This is a genomic window from Candidatus Poriferisodalis sp., from assembly GCF_965237655.1.
Taxonomy (GTDB): domain Bacteria; phylum Actinomycetota; class Acidimicrobiia; order Acidimicrobiales; family Poriferisodalaceae; genus Poriferisodalis.
On record NZ_CBDEGB010000002.1, the window covers coordinates 2316290 to 2337816 of the forward strand.

19 protein-coding genes, 1 pseudogene and 1 other annotated feature are annotated in these 21527 nt (G+C 65.1%); of the genes and pseudogenes, 7 read left to right on the forward strand and 13 right to left on the reverse strand.

The annotated features are described in order from the left end of the window. Window positions 1-465: 465 nt before the first annotated feature. Window positions 466-1416, forward strand: a complete 951-nt coding sequence (locus ACPXYO_RS18905) for a DNA-methyltransferase (protein ID WP_423923748.1) — start codon at window positions 466-468, stop codon at window positions 1414-1416. A gap of 178 nt (window positions 1417-1594) precedes the next feature. Here the strand turns inward: ACPXYO_RS18905 and ACPXYO_RS18910 are convergent, their stop codons facing one another. From ACPXYO_RS18910 to ACPXYO_RS18920, 3 genes are all read right to left on the reverse strand, one after another. Beyond that, window positions 1595-1936, reverse strand: coding sequence for a WhiB family transcriptional regulator (locus ACPXYO_RS18910; RefSeq protein WP_423923750.1), 342 nt, complete (start codon window positions 1934-1936; stop codon window positions 1595-1597). A 229-nt stretch (window positions 1937-2165) separates the two neighbouring features. Next, the gene (locus ACPXYO_RS18915; RefSeq protein ID WP_423923752.1) at window positions 2166-2714 is read right to left on the reverse strand and encodes a MarR family winged helix-turn-helix transcriptional regulator; all 549 of its coding nucleotides are present in this window, start codon (window positions 2712-2714) and stop codon (window positions 2166-2168) included. A gap of 328 nt (window positions 2715-3042) precedes the next feature. Further along, window positions 3043-3237, reverse strand: coding sequence for a hypothetical protein (locus tag ACPXYO_RS18920; protein ID WP_423923754.1), 195 nt, complete (start codon window positions 3235-3237; stop codon window positions 3043-3045). A 605-nt stretch (window positions 3238-3842) separates the two neighbouring features. Between ACPXYO_RS18920 and ACPXYO_RS18925 the strand changes: the two genes are divergently transcribed. After that, entirely contained in the window at window positions 3843-4688 is an 846-nt protein-coding gene (locus tag ACPXYO_RS18925; RefSeq protein ID WP_423923756.1) for a hypothetical protein, read from the forward strand. 397 nt (window positions 4689-5085) lie between these two features. On the opposite strand, the gene istB is transcribed toward ACPXYO_RS18925, so the two are convergent. The 3 genes from istB to ACPXYO_RS18940 form a co-directional block, all read right to left on the reverse strand. Next, window positions 5086-5850 (reverse strand): IS21-like element helper ATPase IstB, encoded by a 765-nt coding sequence (istB, locus tag ACPXYO_RS18930; protein ID WP_423916039.1) that lies wholly within the window; start codon window positions 5848-5850, stop codon window positions 5086-5088. Then, window positions 5847-7331, reverse strand: coding sequence for an IS21 family transposase (gene istA / locus ACPXYO_RS18935; RefSeq protein ID WP_423923808.1), 1485 nt, complete (start codon window positions 7329-7331; stop codon window positions 5847-5849). Before istA ends, istB begins: the two co-directional genes overlap by 4 nt. A gap of 346 nt (window positions 7332-7677) precedes the next feature. Further along, window positions 7678-9009, reverse strand: a complete 1332-nt coding sequence (locus ACPXYO_RS18940; protein WP_423923758.1) for an IS1380 family transposase — start codon at window positions 9007-9009, stop codon at window positions 7678-7680. A 563-nt stretch (window positions 9010-9572) separates the two neighbouring features. Between ACPXYO_RS18940 and ACPXYO_RS18945 the strand changes: the two genes are divergently transcribed. From ACPXYO_RS18945 to ACPXYO_RS18965, 5 genes are all read left to right on the forward strand, one after another. Next, entirely contained in the window at window positions 9573-10403 is an 831-nt protein-coding gene (locus ACPXYO_RS18945) for an IS5 family transposase (protein WP_423918737.1), read from the forward strand. Between the two features lie 118 nt (window positions 10404-10521). Next, entirely contained in the window at window positions 10522-10842 is a 321-nt protein-coding gene (locus ACPXYO_RS18950) for a transposase (RefSeq protein ID WP_423918569.1), read from the forward strand. After that, window positions 10800-10928, forward strand: a sequence feature (AL1L pseudoknot). Its footprint overlaps the gene before it by 43 nt. Next, window positions 10842-11591 carry an IS3 family transposase gene (locus ACPXYO_RS18955; RefSeq protein WP_423918846.1) on the forward strand — a complete coding sequence of 250 codons (750 nt, stop codon included), beginning with the start codon at window positions 10842-10844 and terminating at the stop codon, window positions 11589-11591. Its footprint overlaps the feature before it by 87 nt. Before ACPXYO_RS18950 ends, ACPXYO_RS18955 begins: the two co-directional genes overlap by 1 nt. Further along, the gene (locus ACPXYO_RS18960) at window positions 11551-12897 is read left to right on the forward strand and encodes an IS30 family transposase (RefSeq protein ID WP_423918849.1); all 1347 of its coding nucleotides are present in this window, start codon (window positions 11551-11553) and stop codon (window positions 12895-12897) included. The genes ACPXYO_RS18955 and ACPXYO_RS18960 overlap by 41 nt, the downstream gene beginning before the upstream one ends. Continuing rightward, the gene (locus ACPXYO_RS18965) at window positions 12881-13252 is read left to right on the forward strand and encodes an integrase core domain-containing protein (RefSeq protein WP_423918852.1); all 372 of its coding nucleotides are present in this window, start codon (window positions 12881-12883) and stop codon (window positions 13250-13252) included. Before ACPXYO_RS18960 ends, ACPXYO_RS18965 begins: the two co-directional genes overlap by 17 nt. A 508-nt stretch (window positions 13253-13760) precedes the next feature. Here the strand turns inward: ACPXYO_RS18965 and ACPXYO_RS18970 are convergent. The 7 genes and pseudogenes from ACPXYO_RS18970 to ACPXYO_RS19000 form a co-directional block, all read right to left on the reverse strand. After that, complete coding sequence (locus tag ACPXYO_RS18970) at window positions 13761-14438, reverse strand: hypothetical protein (protein ID WP_423923760.1); 678 nt, start codon at window positions 14436-14438, stop codon at window positions 13761-13763. Window positions 14439-15374: 936 nt separating this feature from the next. After that, window positions 15375-15479: pseudogene (locus tag ACPXYO_RS18975) on the reverse strand (topoisomerase DNA-binding C4 zinc finger domain-containing protein); the annotation flags it as partial. Window positions 15480-15609: 130 nt separating this feature from the next. Then, window positions 15610-15789, reverse strand: coding sequence for a hypothetical protein (locus ACPXYO_RS18980; protein ID WP_423923762.1), 180 nt, complete (start codon window positions 15787-15789; stop codon window positions 15610-15612). A 314-nt stretch (window positions 15790-16103) separates the two neighbouring features. Continuing rightward, complete coding sequence (locus ACPXYO_RS18985; protein WP_423923764.1) at window positions 16104-17186, reverse strand: nucleotidyl transferase AbiEii/AbiGii toxin family protein; 1083 nt, start codon at window positions 17184-17186, stop codon at window positions 16104-16106. A 37-nt stretch (window positions 17187-17223) separates the two neighbouring features. Beyond that, the gene (locus ACPXYO_RS18990) at window positions 17224-17919 is read right to left on the reverse strand and encodes a hypothetical protein (protein ID WP_423923766.1); all 696 of its coding nucleotides are present in this window, start codon (window positions 17917-17919) and stop codon (window positions 17224-17226) included. Between the two features lie 207 nt (window positions 17920-18126). Next, the gene (locus ACPXYO_RS18995) at window positions 18127-18780 is read right to left on the reverse strand and encodes a hypothetical protein (protein WP_423923768.1); all 654 of its coding nucleotides are present in this window, start codon (window positions 18778-18780) and stop codon (window positions 18127-18129) included. Window positions 18781-19356: 576 nt separating this feature from the next. Beyond that, window positions 19357-21240: a polysaccharide deacetylase family protein gene (locus ACPXYO_RS19000; RefSeq protein ID WP_423918579.1), complete on the reverse strand. Its 1884-nt coding sequence runs from the start codon at window positions 21238-21240 to the stop codon at window positions 19357-19359. Between the last annotated feature and the right edge of the window lie 287 nt (window positions 21241-21527).

Below are 21527 nucleotides of genomic sequence, written 5' to 3' on the forward strand. Positions count from 1 at the left end.
CAGACGGTGATTGTGCAGGTCAGAGCGCTGTCCGGTACACCTGCTCGTGCAACCGGAAACGCGGCGGCGCCGAGACTGGAACGCTGATGTTCGGCAGCTGGAACGCACCAGCACCTCCATAAGCATGCGTCTCGGGCCGAATACTGGGACTCGTGGCAGTCGGGAGTCGGAGTGTTCCCGCTGGTCAAAATGACGCAGTCCCGCCGTGCAGCGTTGTGGGCCTCCGGGAACCTCCGCTCACTATGTTCGCCGAGGATGCTGAAGCGCTCCTCTGCCTGCTGTGACGTCGGCCATAAGGGGGCCGCGGCGCGTCACGGGGAGGGAGCCGGCCGGGGCCGAGATCACGGTGGCAGCTGCCGCATCGGCGCCTCTCCCCCAGGCGCCCCCGGCAGGCCGTCCCGGCGCCGATCGCGCCCTGCTCGCCGGGGGGATCGTGCCGGGGCGCTGGCGCGGTCGAACGAATCGGTGGCCGACACATCGATCGCCGACGCTGTCCGCTCCCTGCGCTTGGAGCTCTCGGACCCCAGTCGGGACCTGCCTCGGATCGCCAAGGACCGAGCGGCGACGCCAGCAATCAGCGAAGCTGTGCGCACACTGCACACCGAGCACCGGATCGTCCTCGCAGACGCCGCTGATCCCACGATGTGGCGACAGCTCATCGGACAGGTGGACCTCGTCGTCACTTCCCCGCCGTATTGGAACCTGAAGGAATACTCGCGTCGCGACGGCCAGCTCGGCTCGATCTCCGACTACGAGGAGTTTCTCGATCGTCTCACACCGGTATGGCAGGCCTGCTACGAGGCGCTCACACCGGGAGGACGACTCGTGATCGTCGTCGGCGACGTGTGCCTGTCGCGGCGGCGCAACAACGGACGCCACACCGTCGTGCCGCTGCACGCATCCATCCAGGAGCAATGCCGCAAGATCGGTCTCGACAATCTGGCGCCGATCTTCTGGCACAAGATCGCCAACGCCCGCCACGAGAGCGGCGGCGGCAGCGGGGCCTGCCTCGGCAAGCCGTACGAGCCGAACTCGGTGCTGAAGAACGACATCGAGTACATCCTGATGCAGCGCAAGCCCGGCGGGTACCGGTCAGTGCCGCTCGAGAACAGGGTCCTGAGCGTTATCCCCAAGGATGTCCACAGCCAGTGGTTCCGCCAGATCTGGGACGGGCCGCCAGGCGCGTCCACCAAACAGCACCCTGCTCCGTTCCCCGAGGAACTGTCGGACCGGCTGATCCGCATGTTCAGCTTCGTTGGCGACACTGTCCTCGACCCATTCATGGGATCGGGCACCACACTCGTCAGCGCCGCCAAGTGGGGACGGCACAGCATCGGCATCGACATCGAACCCGCATATGTCGACATGGCACGTGAGCGACTCGAACAGATGCCGAACGCTTGGGTGCTCCCGTGACCATCACGAGGCACGGTGGCGTCGCTCAACTGCCTCGTGTCGCGGTGGTCGAGCCGTGTCCGCTGTCGTCCGGACGCCCATCGCATTGGTGAGATCGCCGCCCTCATCGGAGAGGCGTGAGGCAATGTCTCCGAGTCGGGCGAGTTCTCGGGCGGCATCGGCAACTCGCGGAGTCGGGTCACTGAGTCGCAGGCAACAGTACGGCAGGGCTCAGCGGGACTGCACCGGCTCGGACTCCCGAAAAGACAAGCAAGGGTGGACTCGCATCGTTGCGGCGTCGGCGGAGCCGTCTCCTCTGGTCAGCGTTGAGCCCGCCCCATATGCCGTAGTCCTCTTCGTTGTCGAGCGCGTATTGAAGGCACTCCCTGCGAACCTCGCAGCGATCGCATACTGTGAGGGCGGCGTGGGGTGACTTGCCGGGGCCGATATAGAAGGTGCTCGTATCGGCGCCCTTGCAAGCAGCGTCCGCACGCCAAGAGTCCTGGGATTGAGAGATCAGCCGGTCTAGAATAGTTGTCATTTGCAAATATTGTCATAAAACAACTATTCTTGCGTCAACGCCTTGCCGGGAAGTCAAGAGCCGGCAATCGCTGCAAGATTCTTGGACTCTGATTCGTGCAGTCGCGAAAGGCAGACCTGCGGACTCGCACTGAGCTGAGCTACGCCGAGCACCACTCACGAACGCAAGGGGCCTCGTCGCTGCGGCAACTGGGGCGCGTCGCAGCCAAGATGCCTCTCATTCGCATGGCCTAAGGCAGAAGCGTCGACCTGCATTCCGCACTGCGCACCGCGGCGGGCGACGAACTCGGGAGAACGTGTTCCGCGTCGGCGAAATTGTTCACGACCGTGCGCACCGTTGCCAGGAAACTGTCGATCTCCTTACTGCTGACGCCTCTCAGCAGTTCCGCCTCGAATGCCTCGAAACACTCGCGCATTTCGTCGATGAGATCCCGGCCTTGCTGCGTCAGCTTGAGATGGACCACGCGCCGGTCAGTCGCGGCACGCCTTCTGCGCAGCAACCGACGGTCGACCAGCTTCGTCACGAGGCGGCTTATCCGGGATGCGTCGATCTGCAACTGTCGTGCCAGCTGGGTCGCGTTCCACTCTCCCTGCTCACAGAACAGCCGCAGGACAGCAAATTCCTCTGATTCGAGACCGCAGCGGTCGATCTCGATCGAAGCGCCGGCGCTGATCACGTTCGCCAGTTCCGCGACGGCGCCGCCCAGCACGCCTGTGAGCCTGCTTCCGGCTGCGTCGCCGGACCCGCGCGACGGACACTGCAACTCTTCAGCGGCCATGGCGTGACGAGAGTCTCGGAGACTTGCGGGCAAATTGCATGAATTGCCCGAGACAATAGTGTGAATCAGCACGATTCTCGGTGCTCTCGGGTTCGGCGCCTCCCGAGACCGTCGGCAACGACAAATGCAGCAGCTGCTCAGCCCCTTCCACGGTCCCGGCCTGCCCCGCAGCCGCGCTGCTCCGACCATGATTGCCTCAGCCCGCACCGAGCACTCAGAGTCGCTCAGCAGTACTGCGGGGAGGCTTGCCCGCCGAGCCATGCCCACAGATCAGGATCACTGCCCAGGATCACTCGTGGCGATATGACAAACCCGCAGCAGCATGCTCCTACTGTCCTCGTGTGATTCCTGCCCTGGCAAGCAGGTCTGCTGCCACGCCGGCTTCGCGCCAGGTGGCGTACTGGATGCCTTTGCGTGCGGCGTAGTTCGCCGCGTGGGTGACGAACTCTGCTTCGACGCTGCTCATGTCCGGCTCGGCTTGCATCGCTTCGAGTTGCGCTTCGATGTCTCTACGGTCCTGCATCAGCTCCAGCCGTTTGATCGGCTTGACGCCTGAGGCAAGGCTTGTTTGCGAGTTAGCTCTCGGTGCCCCTGACCTGCGGGTTTGCTCGCCCGTGCGAGCGCCAAAAAGGGGACTCCACATTTGAAATGGGGGGTACTCCACATTTGGGTTTCGCTTGTTCAGAGCGGTTCTGCGCTGCCTCCGAGCAGTGTTTGTGCAGGCCAGGGCCGTATTTTGCAGCGTAACGCTCGATAAGAGGCGTCAATCTCGCCATGACGTGACGCCGCCGATGCCCGCCGCGAGCCGTTTCGCGCTGACTTTTTCGCCTACGGCAGGTCACGACGGCAGGTATTTGCGCTGGTCACAGCATCACGGAGGCGAATGTGGAGCATGTAGGCGTAGATGCCAGATCGCGGTCCGTGGCTGCCTTACGCACGAGGCGAGACGTGCGACGTTGCTTGCTCCGCTCGGTTTCTGAAGCACATCTATGAAATTCGGGTGCGTCTGCAGGTTCGGTGTGTCCATAATCGACCCATGGGCCTTGACATGGACGACTACGGATGCCCCGTAGCGAAACGCCGCGCCCCGGGGTGCTGTTGGGGGCGAAGTCTCGGTTGGGAGACGTGATGGGTCACGCCGAGGACGTGCCCGAGCAGGATCGCCGCGTGTATAGCGCTGTGTCCCGATTCGATCGTCCGGAACCTTCATCCCACTTGCAGCACATGGATTCGCTTCAGCGCAATCTCACACCGGACTTGGGGTATGCCGCGGTGCCACAGAACTATGTCCGTGGACCTGCTCAGGCATCTGCTGTGGCGCTACAGAAACAGATCGGACAGTTCTCGGCACAATTCGTCAACGAGTGGCGAGTGCATGTCGATCCTACGGAAATACTGAACTCTGAGCATCTCGCTGCATTGATCGAAAACGGCTGGTATCTGCCCTTATCGGCACCCGAGAGCGACCTCTGCGCAGCCGCCGAACTCTTTCAGCATGATCCGGCTGGCGCAAACGGGCGGATGTGCCAGTTGGTCACGAATCAAATTGACCGGATTGAAAGAGACGTCGTCCAAGGGTTTCCGAACAGGGCGGCGATACTGCACGACGCGTTTGCAGCACATCGAGAACAGCAGTTCAATCTGTCGGTTCCGGTGTTCTTCACGCAAATCGACGGATTCTGGCATGACCGTTGCAAACGCAGTCTGTTTCACGGAGACATTGAGGAAATCGTCGCTGCCGCTCAAGGCGATCAAGTCGAAGGTGGACTTATTGAGCGCCTGCTGGAAGCTCTGAAGAATCCCAGGTGGAAGATGAAGCAAAGCGAGGGACAACGCGCCGTGGGTTTCTCAGAACTCAACAGGCATCAAGTTCTTCATGGCGAGGTGACCGATTACGGCGCTGAGGAGAACAGCCTCAAAGCGATCGCCCTGCTGCATTTCAGCAGCGTCATCCTGCCGTCACCGGAGGAATGAACGATCGGCTACCCGAGCGGCATCCGTTCGATCCACCATGCCAGCGCCATCGCGGCTGCTTCCCCCGCGTACTTAGAATCCCCGAGTCATGAGCGACAGCGGACACCGGGACCTGGGCGAGATATTCGCCCAACTCGAACATGTGGACGATCCTGACGTTCACGAGAAGGCCAAGACGAACCCGACGCTGGCTGCCGCTTACAAGATGCTGCGACCGGGCAACTGGCTCACTAGCCCTGATTATTCACGAGAATGCCTGTTCAGGGTTTATGGGTTGTGTTTTGGTGTGTCGGGCGGGTGTCAAGGGCCAGTGGGATCTGCCCAGTGGCGGACAGCAGGACTGCCCGTTGGTGGCCAACAGAACTGCCCGGTGGTGGCCAGGTGTTCTGCCCGTGGGTCAGTTGGTCAGTGGCGTCACCCCCTTGCCGGCGGTGGCTTGGGTGAGGCGGATGCTGTCGCCGGCGGTCATGACGACGTGGGCGTGGTGGAGCAGCCGGTCGACGGTGGCGTTGGCGATGGTCTTGGGCATGAGTTCGTCGAACCCGGCGGGGTGAAGGTTGCTCGACAGGGCGATGGAGCGTTTCTCGTAAGCGGCGTCGACGACCCGGTAGAGCGCCTCGGCGGTCTCGGTGGTGACTGGGAGCAGGCCGATGTCGTCGATCACGATGACGTCGGAGCGCATGATCCGCCGGATGGCCTTGGCGGCGGTGTCGTCGGCGCTGTGGCGGCGCACGAGCGCGCCGAGGTGCTCGAGACTGAACCAGGACACCTTGTGGCCGGCATCGACGGCGGCCTGGCCGAGCGCTTCAAGGAAGTGCGTCTTGCCTGTGCCTGATGGTCCGCACACGACGAGGTTCTCGTGGCGGTGGATCCACTCCAGGGTGCGTAGCGCCCGCTGGGTCGGCGCCGGGATCGAGCTGACGGTTCCGTCCCAGATGTCGAAGGTCTTGCCGGTGGGGAACCCGGCCGCTTTGCGCCGGGCCCGGATTGAGGATGCTTGGCGGCCGGCGAGCTCCTCGGCCAGCAGTGCCCTCATTGCTTCGGCCGGTTCCCAGCGTTGTGCCTTGGCGGTGGCCAACAGGTCCGGTGCTGCGGCGCGCATGTGGGGTAGGCGCAGGGCGCGGAGCAAGTCGACGACCTCGTCGATCGGCGCTGGGTTCATCGGTCGCCTCCGAGGCGACCCCAAGCGGCGGTGCCGGGCTGCAGCGAGTGCGCGTCATCGGCGCGCCGGGGTTGTCCGGGCGGGTCAGCAGCCAGGATCGAGGCCAGGTCGCCGTCTGCGAAGCGGCCGAAGGTCGCGGAGTGGCCGAGCGCCCAATCAACGCGGACCTGGCCGTGGAGGCGGGCAAGGGTGACGGCTTGGGCCATCTTGACCTTCATGCGGGTCGTGCCCGCGGCGGCTGCTTCAACGAGCCAGGTGCGGGCGCCGTCTCCGATGGCGAGGAACTCGGTCTCGGCCGCGCTCGTCGGCTTCGGACGCCGCGCCAGTGGCCCAGCCGGGCGTGGCGGGTAGTGGGCGTCGTCGATCATCGGATGCCCGGGTGTCGAACTCTGGTGGCGGGCGACCTCGATTGGGCCTGACGGTGCGCAGTGGGTGACGACGACCTGGTCACCGTCGACGCGCACCCACACCGTCTCATCGGCGAGGGTGTGCGGGACCGAGTAGGTCACGCCGCCGAAGCTGACCGTGGAGCTCCAAGAGACTTTCCGGGTCTCCCCGAGCGCTGCCGTGTATGGGCGTTCGGGCAGCGCGTGCAGCCGGTGCCGTTCCTCGGTGAGCATCTCCACCGGCGCCCGCCGGGTCACCCGATGGACCCGCTCGTTCACCTCAGCGGTGAACGCCTCGCAGGCCTCGACCAGCTCGGCCCAACTGGCGTAGTCGCCGCGCAGGTTCGCGTCGGTTGGCACCAAGTCGGCCTTGGCGACCCGCACCGTCGCCTCGCTGCCGCCTTTGGATTCAGGGTCCGCCGGCACACACGTCGCGACCGTCACGCCGTAGTGGCCGCCGACCGCAACGATCTCCGGATGGCGCACGGCGATCCCGGCGACGTGGTCGATCGTGACCGTGCGCTCGTTGTCGGTGAGCCAATACGTCGCAGCGCCGCCAAAGGCTCGCATCGCCCGATCCACACAGGCGATCACCGTGGGCAGGGTGCGGTCCCAGGTCGCGATCACCACCCGGAACCTCGACCACGCCAGCCACGCGCAAAACAGATTCGTCCGCCGCCCGGCGATGACCGGGCCCGCGCCCCAGTCCCACTGCGCCCACATGCCCGGCTCGGGGATCCACGGCCGATACACCCGCCGCCGACCCGCCCGGAAGCTCTTCTTGGCCTCCGCCACTGCTCGGCGCACCGTGCGATCCGAACCCTCGAACCCCAACGCTTTCAGCTTGGCGTGGCAACGATCGGCGCGGATCTTGCCACAGGAGCGCTCCACCCACTCCTCGATCTTCGGCAGCCACGGATCGATGATCCGTTTCCGCCGCACCGGGCCCACACCCCCCAGCCGACCCTCGTCGCGCTCAGCCACATACGCGGCGACGGTGTGATGCGAACAACCGGCCAGCTCGCCGGCATCCCGGAACGACCCAGTCAGGTCGAACGCTTCCAACATGTTCATGATTTCCTCGCGAGACTTCACTTGCTCCTCCTGCTCGATGGTCACGGTTGTGGTGACCGGCTATTCGAGTAGGAGGAGCACCCCGCCGCGGTGCACCCCGACGGGAAATGGACTTCAACGCGGGCAGTTCTGTTGGCCGCCGCTGGGCAGAACCGTCGGCCGCCAGCGGGCAGCTACATGGCCGCCACTGGGCAGGATCTCATGGCCGCCGACAGGCGGGTTTGTCGGCTTGACGGGACCCGGTGGGTGTTGTTTGGTGCCGCTGGGGTGGTCGCAGGGCCGGTGTTGGACCCTGACATGGGTGTGTGGGCGCGACGGGTCGGCCGCCGCGTGAGCGGCGCTGTTGGCGGCTGGGGGTGCGGGGTGCTCAGTTGGGGTGCTGGGCGGCGAGCAGGCTTCGGGTGCCGGGGTGTGCGGTGGGGAGCCGCAGCCAGGTGCGTCGGCCGGTTTCGCATACGAGCGCGGGCAGGTGCCACAGCTGCCAGCGGAGCCGTTTGGGTGCCGCGCGTTTGAGCGGTCCGGCAAGGCGCTGTGTCTGGAACCAGTGCACGAGCGCGGCGCTGATCATGCACAGCGCTGCCCATGCACAGTTGGCGTCCCAGGCTGTGAAGGGCATGCGGGCCAGTCCGCTGTCTTTGAGGCGGGCTATGGCGTCCTCGACGTCGGCGTGCTTGCGCATGAGACGGTCGAGCCGGGCGGGGCTGCCCGCAGCGTCGGTGAGGAATCCCCAGTAGCGGAAGTTCTCGGACGCGAACAGGCTGCGCTGCGCGCCCGGATGCAAGGGCTCGCGTCGGATGATCAGCCGTGTCCGCGCTGGCCAGCCCGACAGGTCCACCAGGTCGGTGAGCTCGGCGACGTGCGCTTTGGGATGCCGCTGTTTGGGGTTCGGCACCCCCGGCGTCCACCGCCCTGGGTCGCAGCGGGCCGCAGCGATCGCGGCGTCGATGCCTGCTGTGGCCCGGGCGGACATGAAAAACGTCACGTTGCGGCCCCTGCACGCCGCGGCGATACGCGCCGAACAGCCTCCTGAGTCCAAGCGCAGCACCATCTCGCGTCCTGCGAGCGCCAGATCGTCGCCTGCCCGATGGCCTGCCGCGTCAGCGTCGGGCAGCACCGATATCGCAGCGTCGAGCACCTCGACGTGATCGGCGATGCTGTTCGCGGCCGCGTTGCCCGGGCGCAGCTTCGCCCACAACGGCTCCCCGTCCGCGGTCGAGCAGATCATCGGGTGGAACCCGTACCCGCCCTTGAAATGCGGCGCCGCACCCGCCTTGTTGGGCGAGTGGACCTCCACCAGCGTCGAGTCGATGTCGACCACCAACGGACCCGAACCGCGGCGCTGGGACCACACTCGCTCACGCGCCTCGGCCGCGGCTGCCCACAGCCCGCCCAGCGCCGAGGCGTCGATGCCCCGCAGCGCCCGATACAGCGTCGAGTCCGACCCCACCGCCCCGAACAGCTCCCGCTGAGACCGCAGATGCTCGATATCTGTGCACGCCTCACCGCCGCCGGCGAGCACCAACAGCAAATGCGTCAACAGCCGGCCCCGGTCATGGACCGGGGCGCGCTCGCCGCGGCGCGGCACCGCCGCCGACAGCGCCTCGGTCAGCCCGACCCGGTCCGCGAAACCGCCCAAAGCGAACAGCCCCGCACCCCACACCACCCGATCCCCGCCGCCTGCCAGACGCGCGTTTGTCACACTGCTAAGTTTCACCTCGGAGATGCCCCCCTGAACTGCCGACCGCGTGCCTCGACAACACGCATCGTCGCAGATCAGAGGGGCTTTTCCGCGGACTCACACACCCAAGCCCACCAGACTCATGAAAAATCAGGGCTAGTCGCGTCACACCGGAGAATGCGCTGTCGATAGCTGTCGAGAGCGGTATTCCGGTCTGCTGGGTCCCGCCACCACAAGTGCTCACCGATCTTGCTGCAGCAGATCCCGACGACCGCGCGGATGTCCTGCGGGCGAACGAGGCGGGCGTGGTTGAACAGTGCGCTTCGCTGATCGAGGAATCGAACGATCCCGCGATCCGAGGCGCGCAAACTCTGACGAGATGCTCTCTCCGCGCGTACGCCGACAGCCATCACGAGGCGGCGATGGCACTCGCAGTCGCAGTCGCCGAACCGCTGGCGTTCGAGGCGGCTAAGGACCCGCGCGGGTAGGTGGCATCCACCGGTCGTTGGTGTGTCTCGCGTTTGATTGCGAGTGCATTCACCCGCCAACGACCAGTGGAGGCTTTCGGGATCATGACACGCGCTATGGACCCAGAGGTGTCAGACGCGATCTGGGCGGCGGTGGAGCCGCTGGTTCCGCCGCCTGATGACTCTCATCCGTTGGGCTGCCACAACCCCAGAATTCCCGACGAGGTGTGCTTTCGGGGGATCGTGATCCGGCTGGTGACGGGCGCGTCGTGGACCGACATCGAAGCGATCATGGGCCGCGTGGTGTCGGACACCACGCTGCGGCGCCGACGCGACGAGTGGATCGCTGCTGGGGTGTTCGAGCGGCTGCGCTGCGAGGCGCTGGCCGCGTTCGACCGAATCATCGGGCTCGACCTGGGTGTCGTGGCGCTGGACGGGTCGATCCACAAGGCGCCCTGCGGCGGCGAAGGGACCGGCAAAAGCCCCGTGGACCGGGGGAAACTGGGCTGGAAATGGTCAGTGGCCGCCGAACGCCACGGCATCCCGATCGCGTGGAGCATCGACGGCGCCAACCGCAACGACGTCGCCTTGCTCGAACCCACCCTCGACGCCGTGAACGCCACCGGGCTGCACCACGACATCGGCACCTTGAGCCTGGACCGCGGCTACGACTACCCCACGGTGCGCGCCGGGCTCGCCGCCCGCGGGATCACCGACCTCGACATCCAACGACGCGGCACCAAACCGCCGCCCGGCACGCCGCACCGGCTCAGCCTCGGGCTTCGCTGGATCGTCGAGGCCACCAACACCTGGTGGTCCAACTACGGGCAGCTGCGGCGCAACACCGACCGCAAGACCATCCACCGCCACGCCGCCCTGTGCCTGGCCACCACCGTCTTGATCACCGCACGCCTCATCGACCACCGCAACCGCTGGGCAAACCAGTGACAAACACACCTACCGGCTCGGCTCCTAAGAGGCCGCGTCAATAGGCGACCATCCACCAGTCGCCGGGTTGAATCACACCGGGTTTGGTGGAGGCTCTGTTCCTTGAGAGGATGGAGCGATGCCAGGAAATGGGAGATATCCAGCCGAGCTGCGTGAGCGTGCGGTGAGAATGGTGCTCGACAACGAGCGCTGCTATGGGTCGCAGTGGGAGGCGATCTGCTCGGTCGCCGACAAGCTGGGCCCGACCCCGGAGACGGTGCGGCTGTGGGTGCGCCGCGCTGAGATCGACGGCGGGACCCGGGCCGGGGTGACCTCAGCGGAGCGGGCTCGGATCAAAGAGCTCGAAGGCGAGAACCGTGAGCTGCGCCGAGCGAACGAGATATTGAAGGCGGCGTCGGCTTTCTTCGGGGCGGAGCTCGACCGCCAGTCGAAGCGATAGTGGCGTTCATCGACGCCCATCGCGACCGGTTCGGGGTCGAGCCGATCTGCGCTGTGCTCGCCGAGCACGGCGTCGGGATCGCCCCGTCCACCTATTACGCAGCCAGGTGCCGGCCGCCGTCGGCGCGGGCGCAGCGCGACGCCTGGTTGTGCGGAGAGATCGCTCGTGTGCACCGGGACAATTACGACGCGTACGGGGCGGCCAAGGTGTGGGATCACCTCAACCGCGTCGAGGGCATCACGGTGGCTCGCTGCACTGTGGAGCGGCTGATGCGCCAGCTGAGCCTCGAAGGGACCCGCCGAGGTGCCACGGTGCGCACCACCACCAGCGACCCCGACGCCTGCCGGCCCGCGGACCTGGTGAACCGGGATTTCACAGTGCCGGCCCCGAACCGGCTGTGGCTCGCCGATCTCACCTACGTGCGCACCCGCAGCGGCTGGGTGTACGTGTCGTTCATGATCGACGCCTATTCGCGCCGGGTCCTGGGCTGGCAGGCGTCGTGGTCGCTGCGCACCGAGCTGGCGCTCGATGCCTTGGAGATGGCCATCTCGGGGCGCCGCCGCGACGGCCACAGCATCGAGGAGGTGACTCATCACAGCGACCGCGGGTCGCAAGGCGGATTCAATCGGTCGTCGCAACACCTTGATGTGGAGGTGAGCGGTGAGCAGGCAGGCGGGGTGGTTGGTGACGCTGAGGGGGCGGCCGGCGATGAGGTCGCCGGGTCGGCCGCCGATCCGTCGGGATGTTGAGCGGGCGTTCTGGTGTGAGATCGCCAAGGGGCTCACGAGCGAGGATGCCGCGGTCGCGTGCGGTGTGTCGGGTCCTGTGGGGTCGCGCTGGTTCCGCGAGCGTGGTGGCATGCCGAGCATCGATCTGGGTCCGTCGTCGGGCCGGTATCTGTCGTTTCAGGAACGCGAGGAGATCGCTGTGCTGCGCGCGCAAGGCCGCGGGGTTCGGTCGATCGCACGCGTGATCGGACGGTCGCCGTCGACGGTCTCTCGTGAGCTGCGCCGCAACGCAGCCACCCGCGGCGGCAAGCTCGAGTACCGGGCCGGTGTCGCTCAGTGGAAAGCGGAGCTGGCCGCCCGGCGTCCCAAGACTGCGAAACTGGTCGCCGATGAACGGCTCCGCGATTATGTCCAGGACCGGCTCGCTGGCGTGGTTCACAGCGCCGATGGGGCGGTGGTCGGTCCGCCGACAGCGACGTGGAAGGGGCGCAACCGGCCTCGTCGGCAGGACCGAGTGTGGGCTACAGCGTGGAGCCCAGAGCAGATCTCGAACCGGCTGCGGGTCGACTTTCCCGCCGATGAGACGATGAGGATCTCTCCCGAGGCGATCTACCAGGCGCTCTATGTCGAGAGCCGCGGCGCTCTCAAGCGCGAACTGGTGGCTTGCCTGCGCACCGGGCGTGCGCTGCGGGTTCCTCGTGCCCGCGCGCAACAGCGCGCCAGCGGCCATGTCACCGATGAGGCCATGATCAGCGAGCGGCCGCCCGAAGCCGACGATCGGGCCGTGCCCGGGCATTGGGAAGGCGACTTGATCATCGGCGTCGGCAGGTCCGCTATCGGCACCGTTGTGGAGCGAACGACCAGATTCACCGTGCTCGTGCACCTGCCGCGCAAGGAGGGCTGGGGCACCCAGGAACCCGTCAAGAACGGGCCCGCTCTGGGCGGCTACGGCGCCGAGTCGATGCGTGAGGCACTAGCGACGAGCTTCGCGTCGATGCCCGATCAGCTGCGACGGTCGCTCACCTGGGATCGCGGCAAAGAGCTCGCCCAGCACGCCCAGCTCACGATCGACACCGGCCTCGCCGTGTTCTTCGCCGACCCCCACAGCCCCTGGCAGCGCGGCACCAACGAGAACACCAACGGACTGCTGCGCCAGTACTTCCCCAAAGGCACCGACCTCTCCCGATGGAGCAGCGAAGAGCTCGAAGCAGTAGCCGCGATCATCAACTCCCGGCCACGCAAGAACCTCGGCTGGCGCACACCCGCCGAAACCCTCAACGAACACCTACGCTCCCTCCAACAAACCAGTGTTGCGACGACCGATTGAATCCGGTCAATATCTTTCCATTCGCTACAGCCAGCGCCTCGACGACAACGACATCGTCGCCTCGGTCGGAACCCGAGGCGATTCCTATGACAACGCCATGATCGAGAGCTTCAACGGCCTGTTCAAATGGGAGCTCGTCTACCCCCGGGGACCGTGGCAAGGACTGCGCGACGTCGAGTTCGCCACCCTCGAATACGTCGACTGGTACAACCACCGACGCAGCCACAGCGCCCTGCTGCCCGGCCGCGGCAGCTACACCACCCCCGCCGAACACGAAACCGCCTACTACCGTCAAACCGTCACAGCCACCCCGGCCGTGACTCAACAACCCGAGTCTCTACTGAACCCGGGGTGATTCATTGCTCAACTCGACAACCTGCACCCACCATGCGTCGATTCGGCCGCTGGTTCGAACCGGAATGATCGGCTCGGTGACGCCGGCCCACCGTGTCGAGGCTTCCCGCACCGCTGTCAAGGCGGCCTGCCGATCGCCGGCCTTCACCAGATAAGCCGCTCGCGCGGGCAGCACCGCCGCTCGCACGTCTGCTCGGCCGACCAACGTCACCTGATCCACAGCACAACCCGCCCTTGACCCACGCTTTCCCGCGTTCAGGGACGACCGTAGCGACAGCCAAACGAGTTGGCGCTGAACCTAGAGCCGCAGGTCAGCGCCCCGAGAAAATGGGCTGGGTAAGCGATCTCGGCGAAATTGGCAAGCGCATTTTGATGCGGATTGACTGTCGGATCGAGAAACCACAGGTCAGAGGCTTGTCCCTGTATCGGCCGGCAGATCGGACTTGCCATTTCACACCCGAACTGACAAATCCCGAATCATGCTGGTCACAACGTCGGTTCGTGCTGGGCTAGATCGACACAGCATCTTCCCACTTGTCTTTCAATGCGCACATCCCGCAGAAGTGATCCCCAGTTGCCTTCGTGCGGCACGAATCCTTCGATGAGCAGCGCCAGCCGCCTTCGATGCCGCCGCCGCCGTGGAAATCGTGATCCCTGTGTCGCTTGCCGTAGCGCGTCCCGCATCCGCCTGCGCATCGAACGCCCTTGCGGGCGCGCATCAGACGCCTGAGCCGGTGCCGTTCTTCACGCATTCTCGAAACCGCGGCGGCTTCGAGAAGCATGCTTCGCTCCTCCTCCGTCAGGTGATCTGGTAACACCAGGTCATCCGGTGCCCAAGTGCCCACCAACTTGGATCTTGCCGACATGAAGGCGGATTCGAGTTGACGCGCCTTCACTCGCTGACTCATGGTCATGAGTCGCTGGTAGCCCTCAAACATTTGGTTGCGGCGCCAACGGCGAAGCCGGTGCCTCCACGTAAGGTCACGCGTCTGTTCGTTCGTCAACCTGTCGCGCAACTCGTACGCGACCGTGGCATGCAGGAACCGGGTGAGCGCCCAACGGTTGACTCTGGGCCTCGCCTGGATGTACACCAAGATCAACAATGAGACCCCCGCGGCGAGTCCGCCGATGCCGCCCAGCACATCCCAAACGGTCGTATCCGACACGGACTCGGCGTCAACAACCACGAATACCTCCTCGGGACGCGACGCGGACCGCGCAGCGACCCCGATGCCGCCGTACACGCAAGATGCTGTTCATGCATCCCATGCTGCCAATGGGATGTGACACGAACGGCGGCGGCAGTCAGCGGGGTCCACTCCCCCGCACAGGAGGCATTCTACGAACTGGGGTCGGCGTTGACCTCGGCTGCTCAGCATCCGCGGGGACGATCCGAACGCTGCTGGTGATTGAGCGTCTGGAGTGCGAATCAGTGCCCCCTCCCCATCACCCGCCGTAGATATTCCACGGAGCACGGCTTGTCAGGGTGCCGGTGCAGCATGGCGTGCCAGTTCGGACATACAGGCACAAGACCGATGATCGGGTCGGCGGCTGCGCGCCGGCTGTCGGAAAGCGCTCGGTCAATCAGTGCTGTCCGGTTCAGTTGGAGGCAGCATCAGCACCCGGCCGTCTGTGGTCTTGGCTACCACCAGACGCGGCATGCTCGGGTGTCTCCACTCGCGGATGTCCGGTTTGTTGCCCTTGTACTTGTTGCAACGCGGATGCGCCGCTTGGAGGTTCTCCATGCCGTGCAGCACGCTCGTGTAGTAGGTGCCCTGACGGGCTTTGCCGTCCGCGTCGAGTTCGAACACCGCAAACCGCTTCGGAACCACATGCTCGACTTGCGCGCCCTTCAGCTTCATGACGGCACCGCACAGCCCGCATCTCTCCCCGTCGCGAATGTGCAGATAGTCAAGCACCTTGCGGCGATGCGCAGGCTTCCAGCGATCTGTCGCGTCCGGCTCATCCAGTTCGAGGTTCCAGCGCCAGAATCCGTCCATCGCAGCGATCGCCTTCTTCAGAAGTCCCTTCTGAGGTTCAGGCGGCAGACTGCTGAACGGGCACACCTGACCGGTCTCTGCAGCGGCCGGAGGCACCACTGGTACGGGTTCTTCGATCGGCACGATCGAACGGCACTTCGGAAACGCCGAGCAGCCCCAGAATTCGTTCCCGGCGTTGTCCCCCCGCTTGGCGACCCTGCGCACCATCGGCGCGTCGCACTTCGGGCAAGACATCTCTGCGGAGCCTTCGGGGATTCGAGGATCGGTGCGTTCGGAGGTCACGGACAGCTTCCTAGAGAACGTGGACTGTAGTTGGGACCAGCGCCCGCGGGTCGCCGAGCCAAGTGTCCGCTCAGAGTCAGGAGTTGGCTTCCGGGGGCACTGCCAGGACTTCACCGATGCGAGACAGCCAATCCGCTGGCACCCCCCGCTCCTCAGCAACCTCCGCCGCGATCTCGCCGACGATCCGCGGCCCGTCGCGCAGCGCATCATCGATCGTGGCGGTCGTGTCTCCTTCGCGCCACGCCAGGATGACCACTATCAGGTGTTGGCCAGTCGCGTTTGCCCAAGTCAGACGGGGCAAATTTTGGCCGATCCGTGAATCTCCACATGATTTTAGCCGAATCTCCACATTGGCCACGAGAGGGCAAAACCCCTGGTCAGAACGTTACGCGACGCTCCGAAGTCAGGCGCTGCTGGCGCAACTGGGCGCTGAGACTGCCATTTTCAGGGTGAATTCGGGGCGAAATGGGCTTCTTGGGGGGCTGAGCGCTCTCGCAAAGGGCCACGCCGAGGCGATGGCAGTTTGGCGTCGGCTGAGGGCTGATGCTGGCATCTGAGTGCCAGAGGCCGTCAAATGCTTGAGTCATCAAGCGCACACACGGCCTTGACGGCCGTTTCGAACTTGGGCGCGGCGCCCCAAACAGTGGTGGCGACGGCCTCGTCGAATCCTTCTTGCAACGCCGAGTAAGCGGCAGTTCCTGCTTGGAACACCGGGCTGTCCGCGTAACCGCCTGCAGGTCGTGGGGTCACGTTCCTGCCCAACCCGGCCGCCGCTGGCTCCCAAAGGTCGGCCATTCGCTTTCTGATCTCGTCAGCGACCGGCGGCTGAATCGCAAGTGCCCATAGGTCATACAGGTCACGACCGCGCTCTTTGATACCGTCATGATTTCTGTCTTGGGCGCGCCGATGGAGTGCGTCGAACTTGTTGACAGCGATCCATGCCGGTTTCGCGCACGGCATGACGAAGCCTCCCAGCTCAGGGTGCTCCTCGACCCATGCTGATTCACCTTGCAGGCACATCATCGACTTGACCTCGCGAGGCTCAACTAGGCCATCCGCGGAGGCATCGATGATCGATGTCTCAAACTTGATGTACCTCGGGACATCGCCGACCGTGAAGAATGACTTGAGGACCCGCTTGCCTTCGATCATCGGGATTGTGATGTCCGGGTCATCCGTGGCCCATTTCGCGATGCCGGATGAGGCACGCCGTTGTGCGTTGCGTTTCGCCTTGTCGGTATCTGCGACGAACAGCACCCCGTCGATGTCTTCCGAGTACCGGCGAACGAAACGCCATGCCGTCGCCAACGAGGTGCCGCCGCCGAATACCCAAGCCCCGACACGATTGTGGAGGGCACCATCTTCGGGAAGGTGTTTGCTTAACGCGTAGAGCGTGCGGACCAGCCAGTAGTCGTGGATGATCTGCTCTGGAGCAAGTTTCGTCTTTTCCGAGACCATCCCCACGGCCTCGGAAAAGGCCGCTCTGTCACTGGCAAACCCGCTGGAAGCGCTCGGGCCTTCGTCAGTGTCGATGTCGGTGTTGAGCGGAGTCGATTCGTTGAGGGCCTGGTCATAAGCGGCACGGGCAGCTTTCGAGCCGCTGCCATCAGCAGCACTCTTATCACCCTTGGTCCTCACGATGGTGGGGCGCACCGGTCTGCCTTGCCGCATGTGCGCACGGCGATGGTGCTCAGGCACTCAACGGCTTTGCCAACACCGCGCGGGCACGCCAATCAACGAACGAGTCATGATCAGGCATTGACGCGCTCAGGTCCTCCACTCGGGAATGGAACGCATTCGGCTGCCTGATCTCACCTTCGGCACCCCAGCGAAACCGCTCGGTGTCCACTTCGGCACCGTACCGGAGCCGGCCGAGATAGTCGCCGGACGTGATGACCTCGACTGCTTCATCCCAGTCCAAGTCGCCGCTTTCGAACATGCGCACGGCCTCAAGCAGAGTCACTTCGGCCCAACTGAGTTCGTGCCGCCGCTCGTTGTTGCGCTGCACGAATCTTGTGTGCTCCCAAGGTGACCTAGGGGGTCGCCCGACGCACCCGACGTCTTTGCGTCGAGGGTGTTGCGCAGTCCATCCCACCAGATTCAGGGCATTCCAGTTTGCGGCCCCGCCGCCTTCGCCGGCCAAGTAGAGGCTCGCCAAGCGGACGTTCACCGTTCTGGCTTGATCCTGCGGCGAACTGTCTTGATGCCAACACTTGCAGAAGAACCCGCGGGACACGCGCACAAGCGGATGCGCCGGGTCAGTAGCGATACGAGCCAAGGTGAACCGGAGCGAGGGCGACCAACCCGGGATTTCGTCAGTGAAGAAAAACGACTGCGCTGGCAGTTGGTCGATCCAAACCCGCAATTCCACAGCTTCGTCGCTCACAACCGAACCCTACTGGTCGCCACTTGGACGTGCAACTTCGTTGTAACGAACGAAAATACCCACCCAGGGGCGCACGAGGCCAGACGAGCCAAGAACGCAACCCGCCCCAAGACCTACGAGCCTCAACAGTCCGACGAACCGTCCTCCGCGACCCCTCCCTGGACCGACACCGGCGGCTCCGATGCCAGAACACCTCGCGGCACCTCCCTAACAGACGCTTCTCGCGCCACAGATGAGGCAGACGGCCCCCGAACACGTGGCTAAACGCGAAAAACGGGCCGAATCGGATGCAACTGGCCAACACAAACAGGGTGCACTGGCCAAGAAGTGACTATCGGGCCGCTTCCCGGGTGACGGCAGCCTCCGCGCCACCTTGACAATGCATCCGGCTGTGCGGATGCCCAACTGGCCGAGGTGCCGACGGACCCTGCTGTCGGGGTGTTCGAGGGCGTATGCCCGACCCCAGCCGGCCAGCCGGACTGCCGTCTTCACGACCCTGCGCACGATGCGGTCGCAGGCGGCTGCGAGTCGGCCGCGTCGTGGGGGCGGGGGTGGTGCCGACGGCGGCGTCGGTTTGCCGCCGGTGTGGGCGAGCCAGTCATCGGGCAGCCCCATCTCCTCGGCGATCTCAGCGGCCAGCGTCTCGATGAGATCGGCGCCTTCGACCAATGCCTCGTCGATCGTTGCCCCTGTGTCACCGTCACGGTGGACCATGGCGGCCGTCATCCCGTCGCGCACATAAACCCTCGCGTGCATGCCCTGAGCCGCGCGGCGCTCGCCAAGCTCGGTGAGCGCCGCGGCCCTAGCCGGGTCGATCTGGTCCTGCCGGGAGCGTCCGGCGTCACCCTCTGGATCAGTCACTGCAGTCGGCCCGCTGACTCGTTGCTCACCAGGCCCGCCATGTTCGTCTTGTCTGGCATGTCACGCAGCCGGGCGTCTTGTCGGTGCCTGAGGCAAGAAATTCGACGGGTGTCTCGGCAGGCCCGCGGCCTGAAGCCACGAAGCCGCATCACGACACGAACGACACATCGGGCGGAGTATCGAATGCGAGCTGCGCCATGCTCCTGGGAGTCCCGTCCGCGGCGAGACCGACGGCTTGGGTCTGGTCGTTGGCGCGTTCGCGATTCGATTGATGCGAGTGCCCATGGATCACGAGCCTGGGCTGTGTGCGTTCAACGGCTTCGGCGGGCAACTCCCGGCTGGCGACTGTTTCGGCTTGGGCGGCAGGACGAGGGCAGCGGCCATCAGTGTGGCGGCAGCCGCAGTGAGCAGCCGTTTCACTGTTCCTCGAAGCCCCATTCGACGTCCGACGGGCAGTGCTCGTTCAGATGTTGCGAACGACGCGGTGTGTAGTGGCCGCGATGCACGACGGGTTGAGCGGCGGCATTGCGCCGCGGAGTCCGACGAGCCGTCACCGTGGGTGGCTCCGGTGAGAATCTAGGGTCCGGGGACGGTGAGCTGAAGCCGGTAGGAGAGCTTTTTTCCGGCGTCGGTGCAGATGTGTGCCCATGTGGCGCAATCCGTGGCGGCTGCCACGACGATGGTGACGTGGTCGGTGGTGCGGGGCAAGATGGTGATCTCCCACAGGTCCTTGCGTCGTTCGACTCGGGATGCGGTGAGCACCAAGCCTCCGGTGACTTCCACTGAGCGATCCCGAACTTGTATGTAGCCGTTGGCGATGGGTTCGCTGAACGCGAGACGCACAGTGAACGGATCTGATCCGGTGTGGCTTGCGGGAAGATCCTCGAATTCAGCCACCAGGGGTGCGACGCCCTCGGGGGTCAGGTTCTGGGGGGCCTCTGGGACACCGGGACCAAGGTCGTCCTCAGCAACCGGCACGGTCGGCGATTCGGTCGTGACTGTGTTGAGGGGAACGGCTGCTGTGGCCGGCGGTTCGCAGACTGGTTTGAATTCGAAGCCCAGTTGGGCCCAGCGCTTCAGCAGCTCTCTGACAGCCTCGACTGTCTCTTGTCCGGTGTCGTGCATCAGCACAACGTCGAAATACGACACATTGTCGGTCAGCCTCGAGATCATGGTGTCAGCTTTGGCGCCTGCGGAATCTCCGCTGTTCAACGACCATGTGACGACCCTTAGCCCCAGCGACGATGCCCATGCGCTCGTGCGGCTGTCTATGTCGCCGTAGGGAGGGCGCATACACGGCACGCCGCGCTCGCCGAGCAGATCCTGGGCGCGGGTGAGCGTGCTGTTGAAGTCCTCGCGCGAGAGTTCGGTCAGCCGTTCGTGCTGCCAAGCGTGATTGCCGACGCTGTGTCCTTCCGAGGTGATCCTCGCGATCAGCTCCGGATGGAGTGCTGCGCGTGTTCCGTTCACGAAGAACGTCGCCCGAGCGCCGTATTCGGCGAGCAGATCCAAGATCTGAGGGGTAATCGTCGGGCTCGGACCGTCGTCGAAGGTGAGATGGACGATGGGCAGGTGGAATCCGACCTCCCAGAACTGGCCGACAAAAGGCGTCGCGTTGTCGTAGTTCGACCGCCCGCTTGCACCAGCGGCGTTGACCGCCTTGACCCAGTAGGCGTGCAGCACGTCGTGCACCCCTGCGGTGTGAGAGAAGGCGGTTTCCGTGCTTTGAGTCTCGACCACGGTCTCCACCGTCACGCTGAACCGCTCGCCCGGCTGGTGCCGACGCCACCCGACCAGGTAGCCGGTGACGCTGTCGTCGTCGGGTGCATCCCAGGTCAGAAACACCGTGCCGTCGTTGAGCGCCTTGGCCCGCAGGTAGGTCGGCGCCGCAGGCACCTGCATCGGACGATGAACCTCGACGGCTTGGGGCCGGTCGCCCAGGCGACCTCCATCGACCCCATCAAGCTCGAAAGACGCAACATAAACGATGGACTCGGAATCGTCGGGCTCGGACACTTCAGGCCCAGCGGGCTCTTCGCGCTCGGGCTCCGTGGGCTCTGAGGGAGTGTCGACATTGACGTAGCTCGACCGGGGCGACTCGCCGCCCGCGCCCAGGGCGACGACCCGGTAGACGTAGCGCCGCTCCGGTTCCACCGAATCGTCGACATGGGACACCGCCGAAGTGCCGGTGTCCTCCACAAGCGTGGCGAACACCCCCGGCGCGTCGACGTCGCGGTCACGGCGCAGGATCCGGTAGCCGGTGATCGTGCTGTCGCCGGGATCGTTCCAGCTGATTGCGGCCGAGTCATGGGTGACCGAAGTCGCCACCAGCCCCGAAGGACGCTCCGGTGCCGCTGACTGGGCTGCTGCCGGCATCGTCGCCAACGCCGCCAACAGGGCCACCGACAAGATTGCTCCCAGCCCGGTCATCCACCCCACAGTGCGCCCACTGGTCTTCATCCCGGTGATTGAAGCACCTCGCACGAACCCAACGGTGTACCAATCGGGAACACATCAGTCTGTCGAGCAATTTGCATGATCAGCGTGCCTGTTCGGAAGTGTTTCAGGGGCAGGCTATGACACAGCGGTGGTGGATTGGATTCGGCGGGCGACGTCGGGGCTCGAGGCGACTTCGGCATCTCATGACTCGGTGACCCTGGCGGCAGTCAACGAGTTCGGCGAGTCGCCGCGGCCGCGCTATGTCAACGTCGACACCACCGGCCTCAAACAACTCACCTCGCTCCACG

Coding starts and splice junctions, on each gene's coding strand:
- ACPXYO_RS18910 (WP_423923750.1), bottom strand. CDS start 1,936: ATGACAACTATTCTAGACCGGCTGATCTCTCAATCCCAGGACTCTTGG.
- ACPXYO_RS18915 (WP_423923752.1), bottom strand. CDS start 2,714: ATGGCCGCTGAAGAGTTGCAGTGTCCGTCGCGCGGGTCCGGCGACGCA.
- ACPXYO_RS18920 (WP_423923754.1), bottom strand. CDS start 3,237: ATGCAGGACCGTAGAGACATCGAAGCGCAACTCGAAGCGATGCAAGCC.
- ACPXYO_RS18925 (WP_423923756.1), top strand. CDS start 3,843: ATGGGTCACGCCGAGGACGTGCCCGAGCAGGATCGCCGCGTGTATAGC.
- istB (WP_423916039.1), bottom strand. CDS start 5,850: ATGAACCCAGCGCCGATCGACGAGGTCGTCGACTTGCTCCGCGCCCTG.
- ACPXYO_RS18945 (WP_423918737.1), top strand. CDS start 9,573: ATGGACCCAGAGGTGTCAGACGCGATCTGGGCGGCGGTGGAGCCGCTG.
- ACPXYO_RS18950 (WP_423918569.1), top strand. CDS start 10,522: ATGCCAGGAAATGGGAGATATCCAGCCGAGCTGCGTGAGCGTGCGGTG.
- ACPXYO_RS18960 (WP_423918849.1), top strand. CDS start 11,551: ATGAGGTCGCCGGGTCGGCCGCCGATCCGTCGGGATGTTGAGCGGGCG.
- ACPXYO_RS19000 (WP_423918579.1), bottom strand. CDS start 21,240: ATGAAGACCAGTGGGCGCACTGTGGGGTGGATGACCGGGCTGGGAGCA.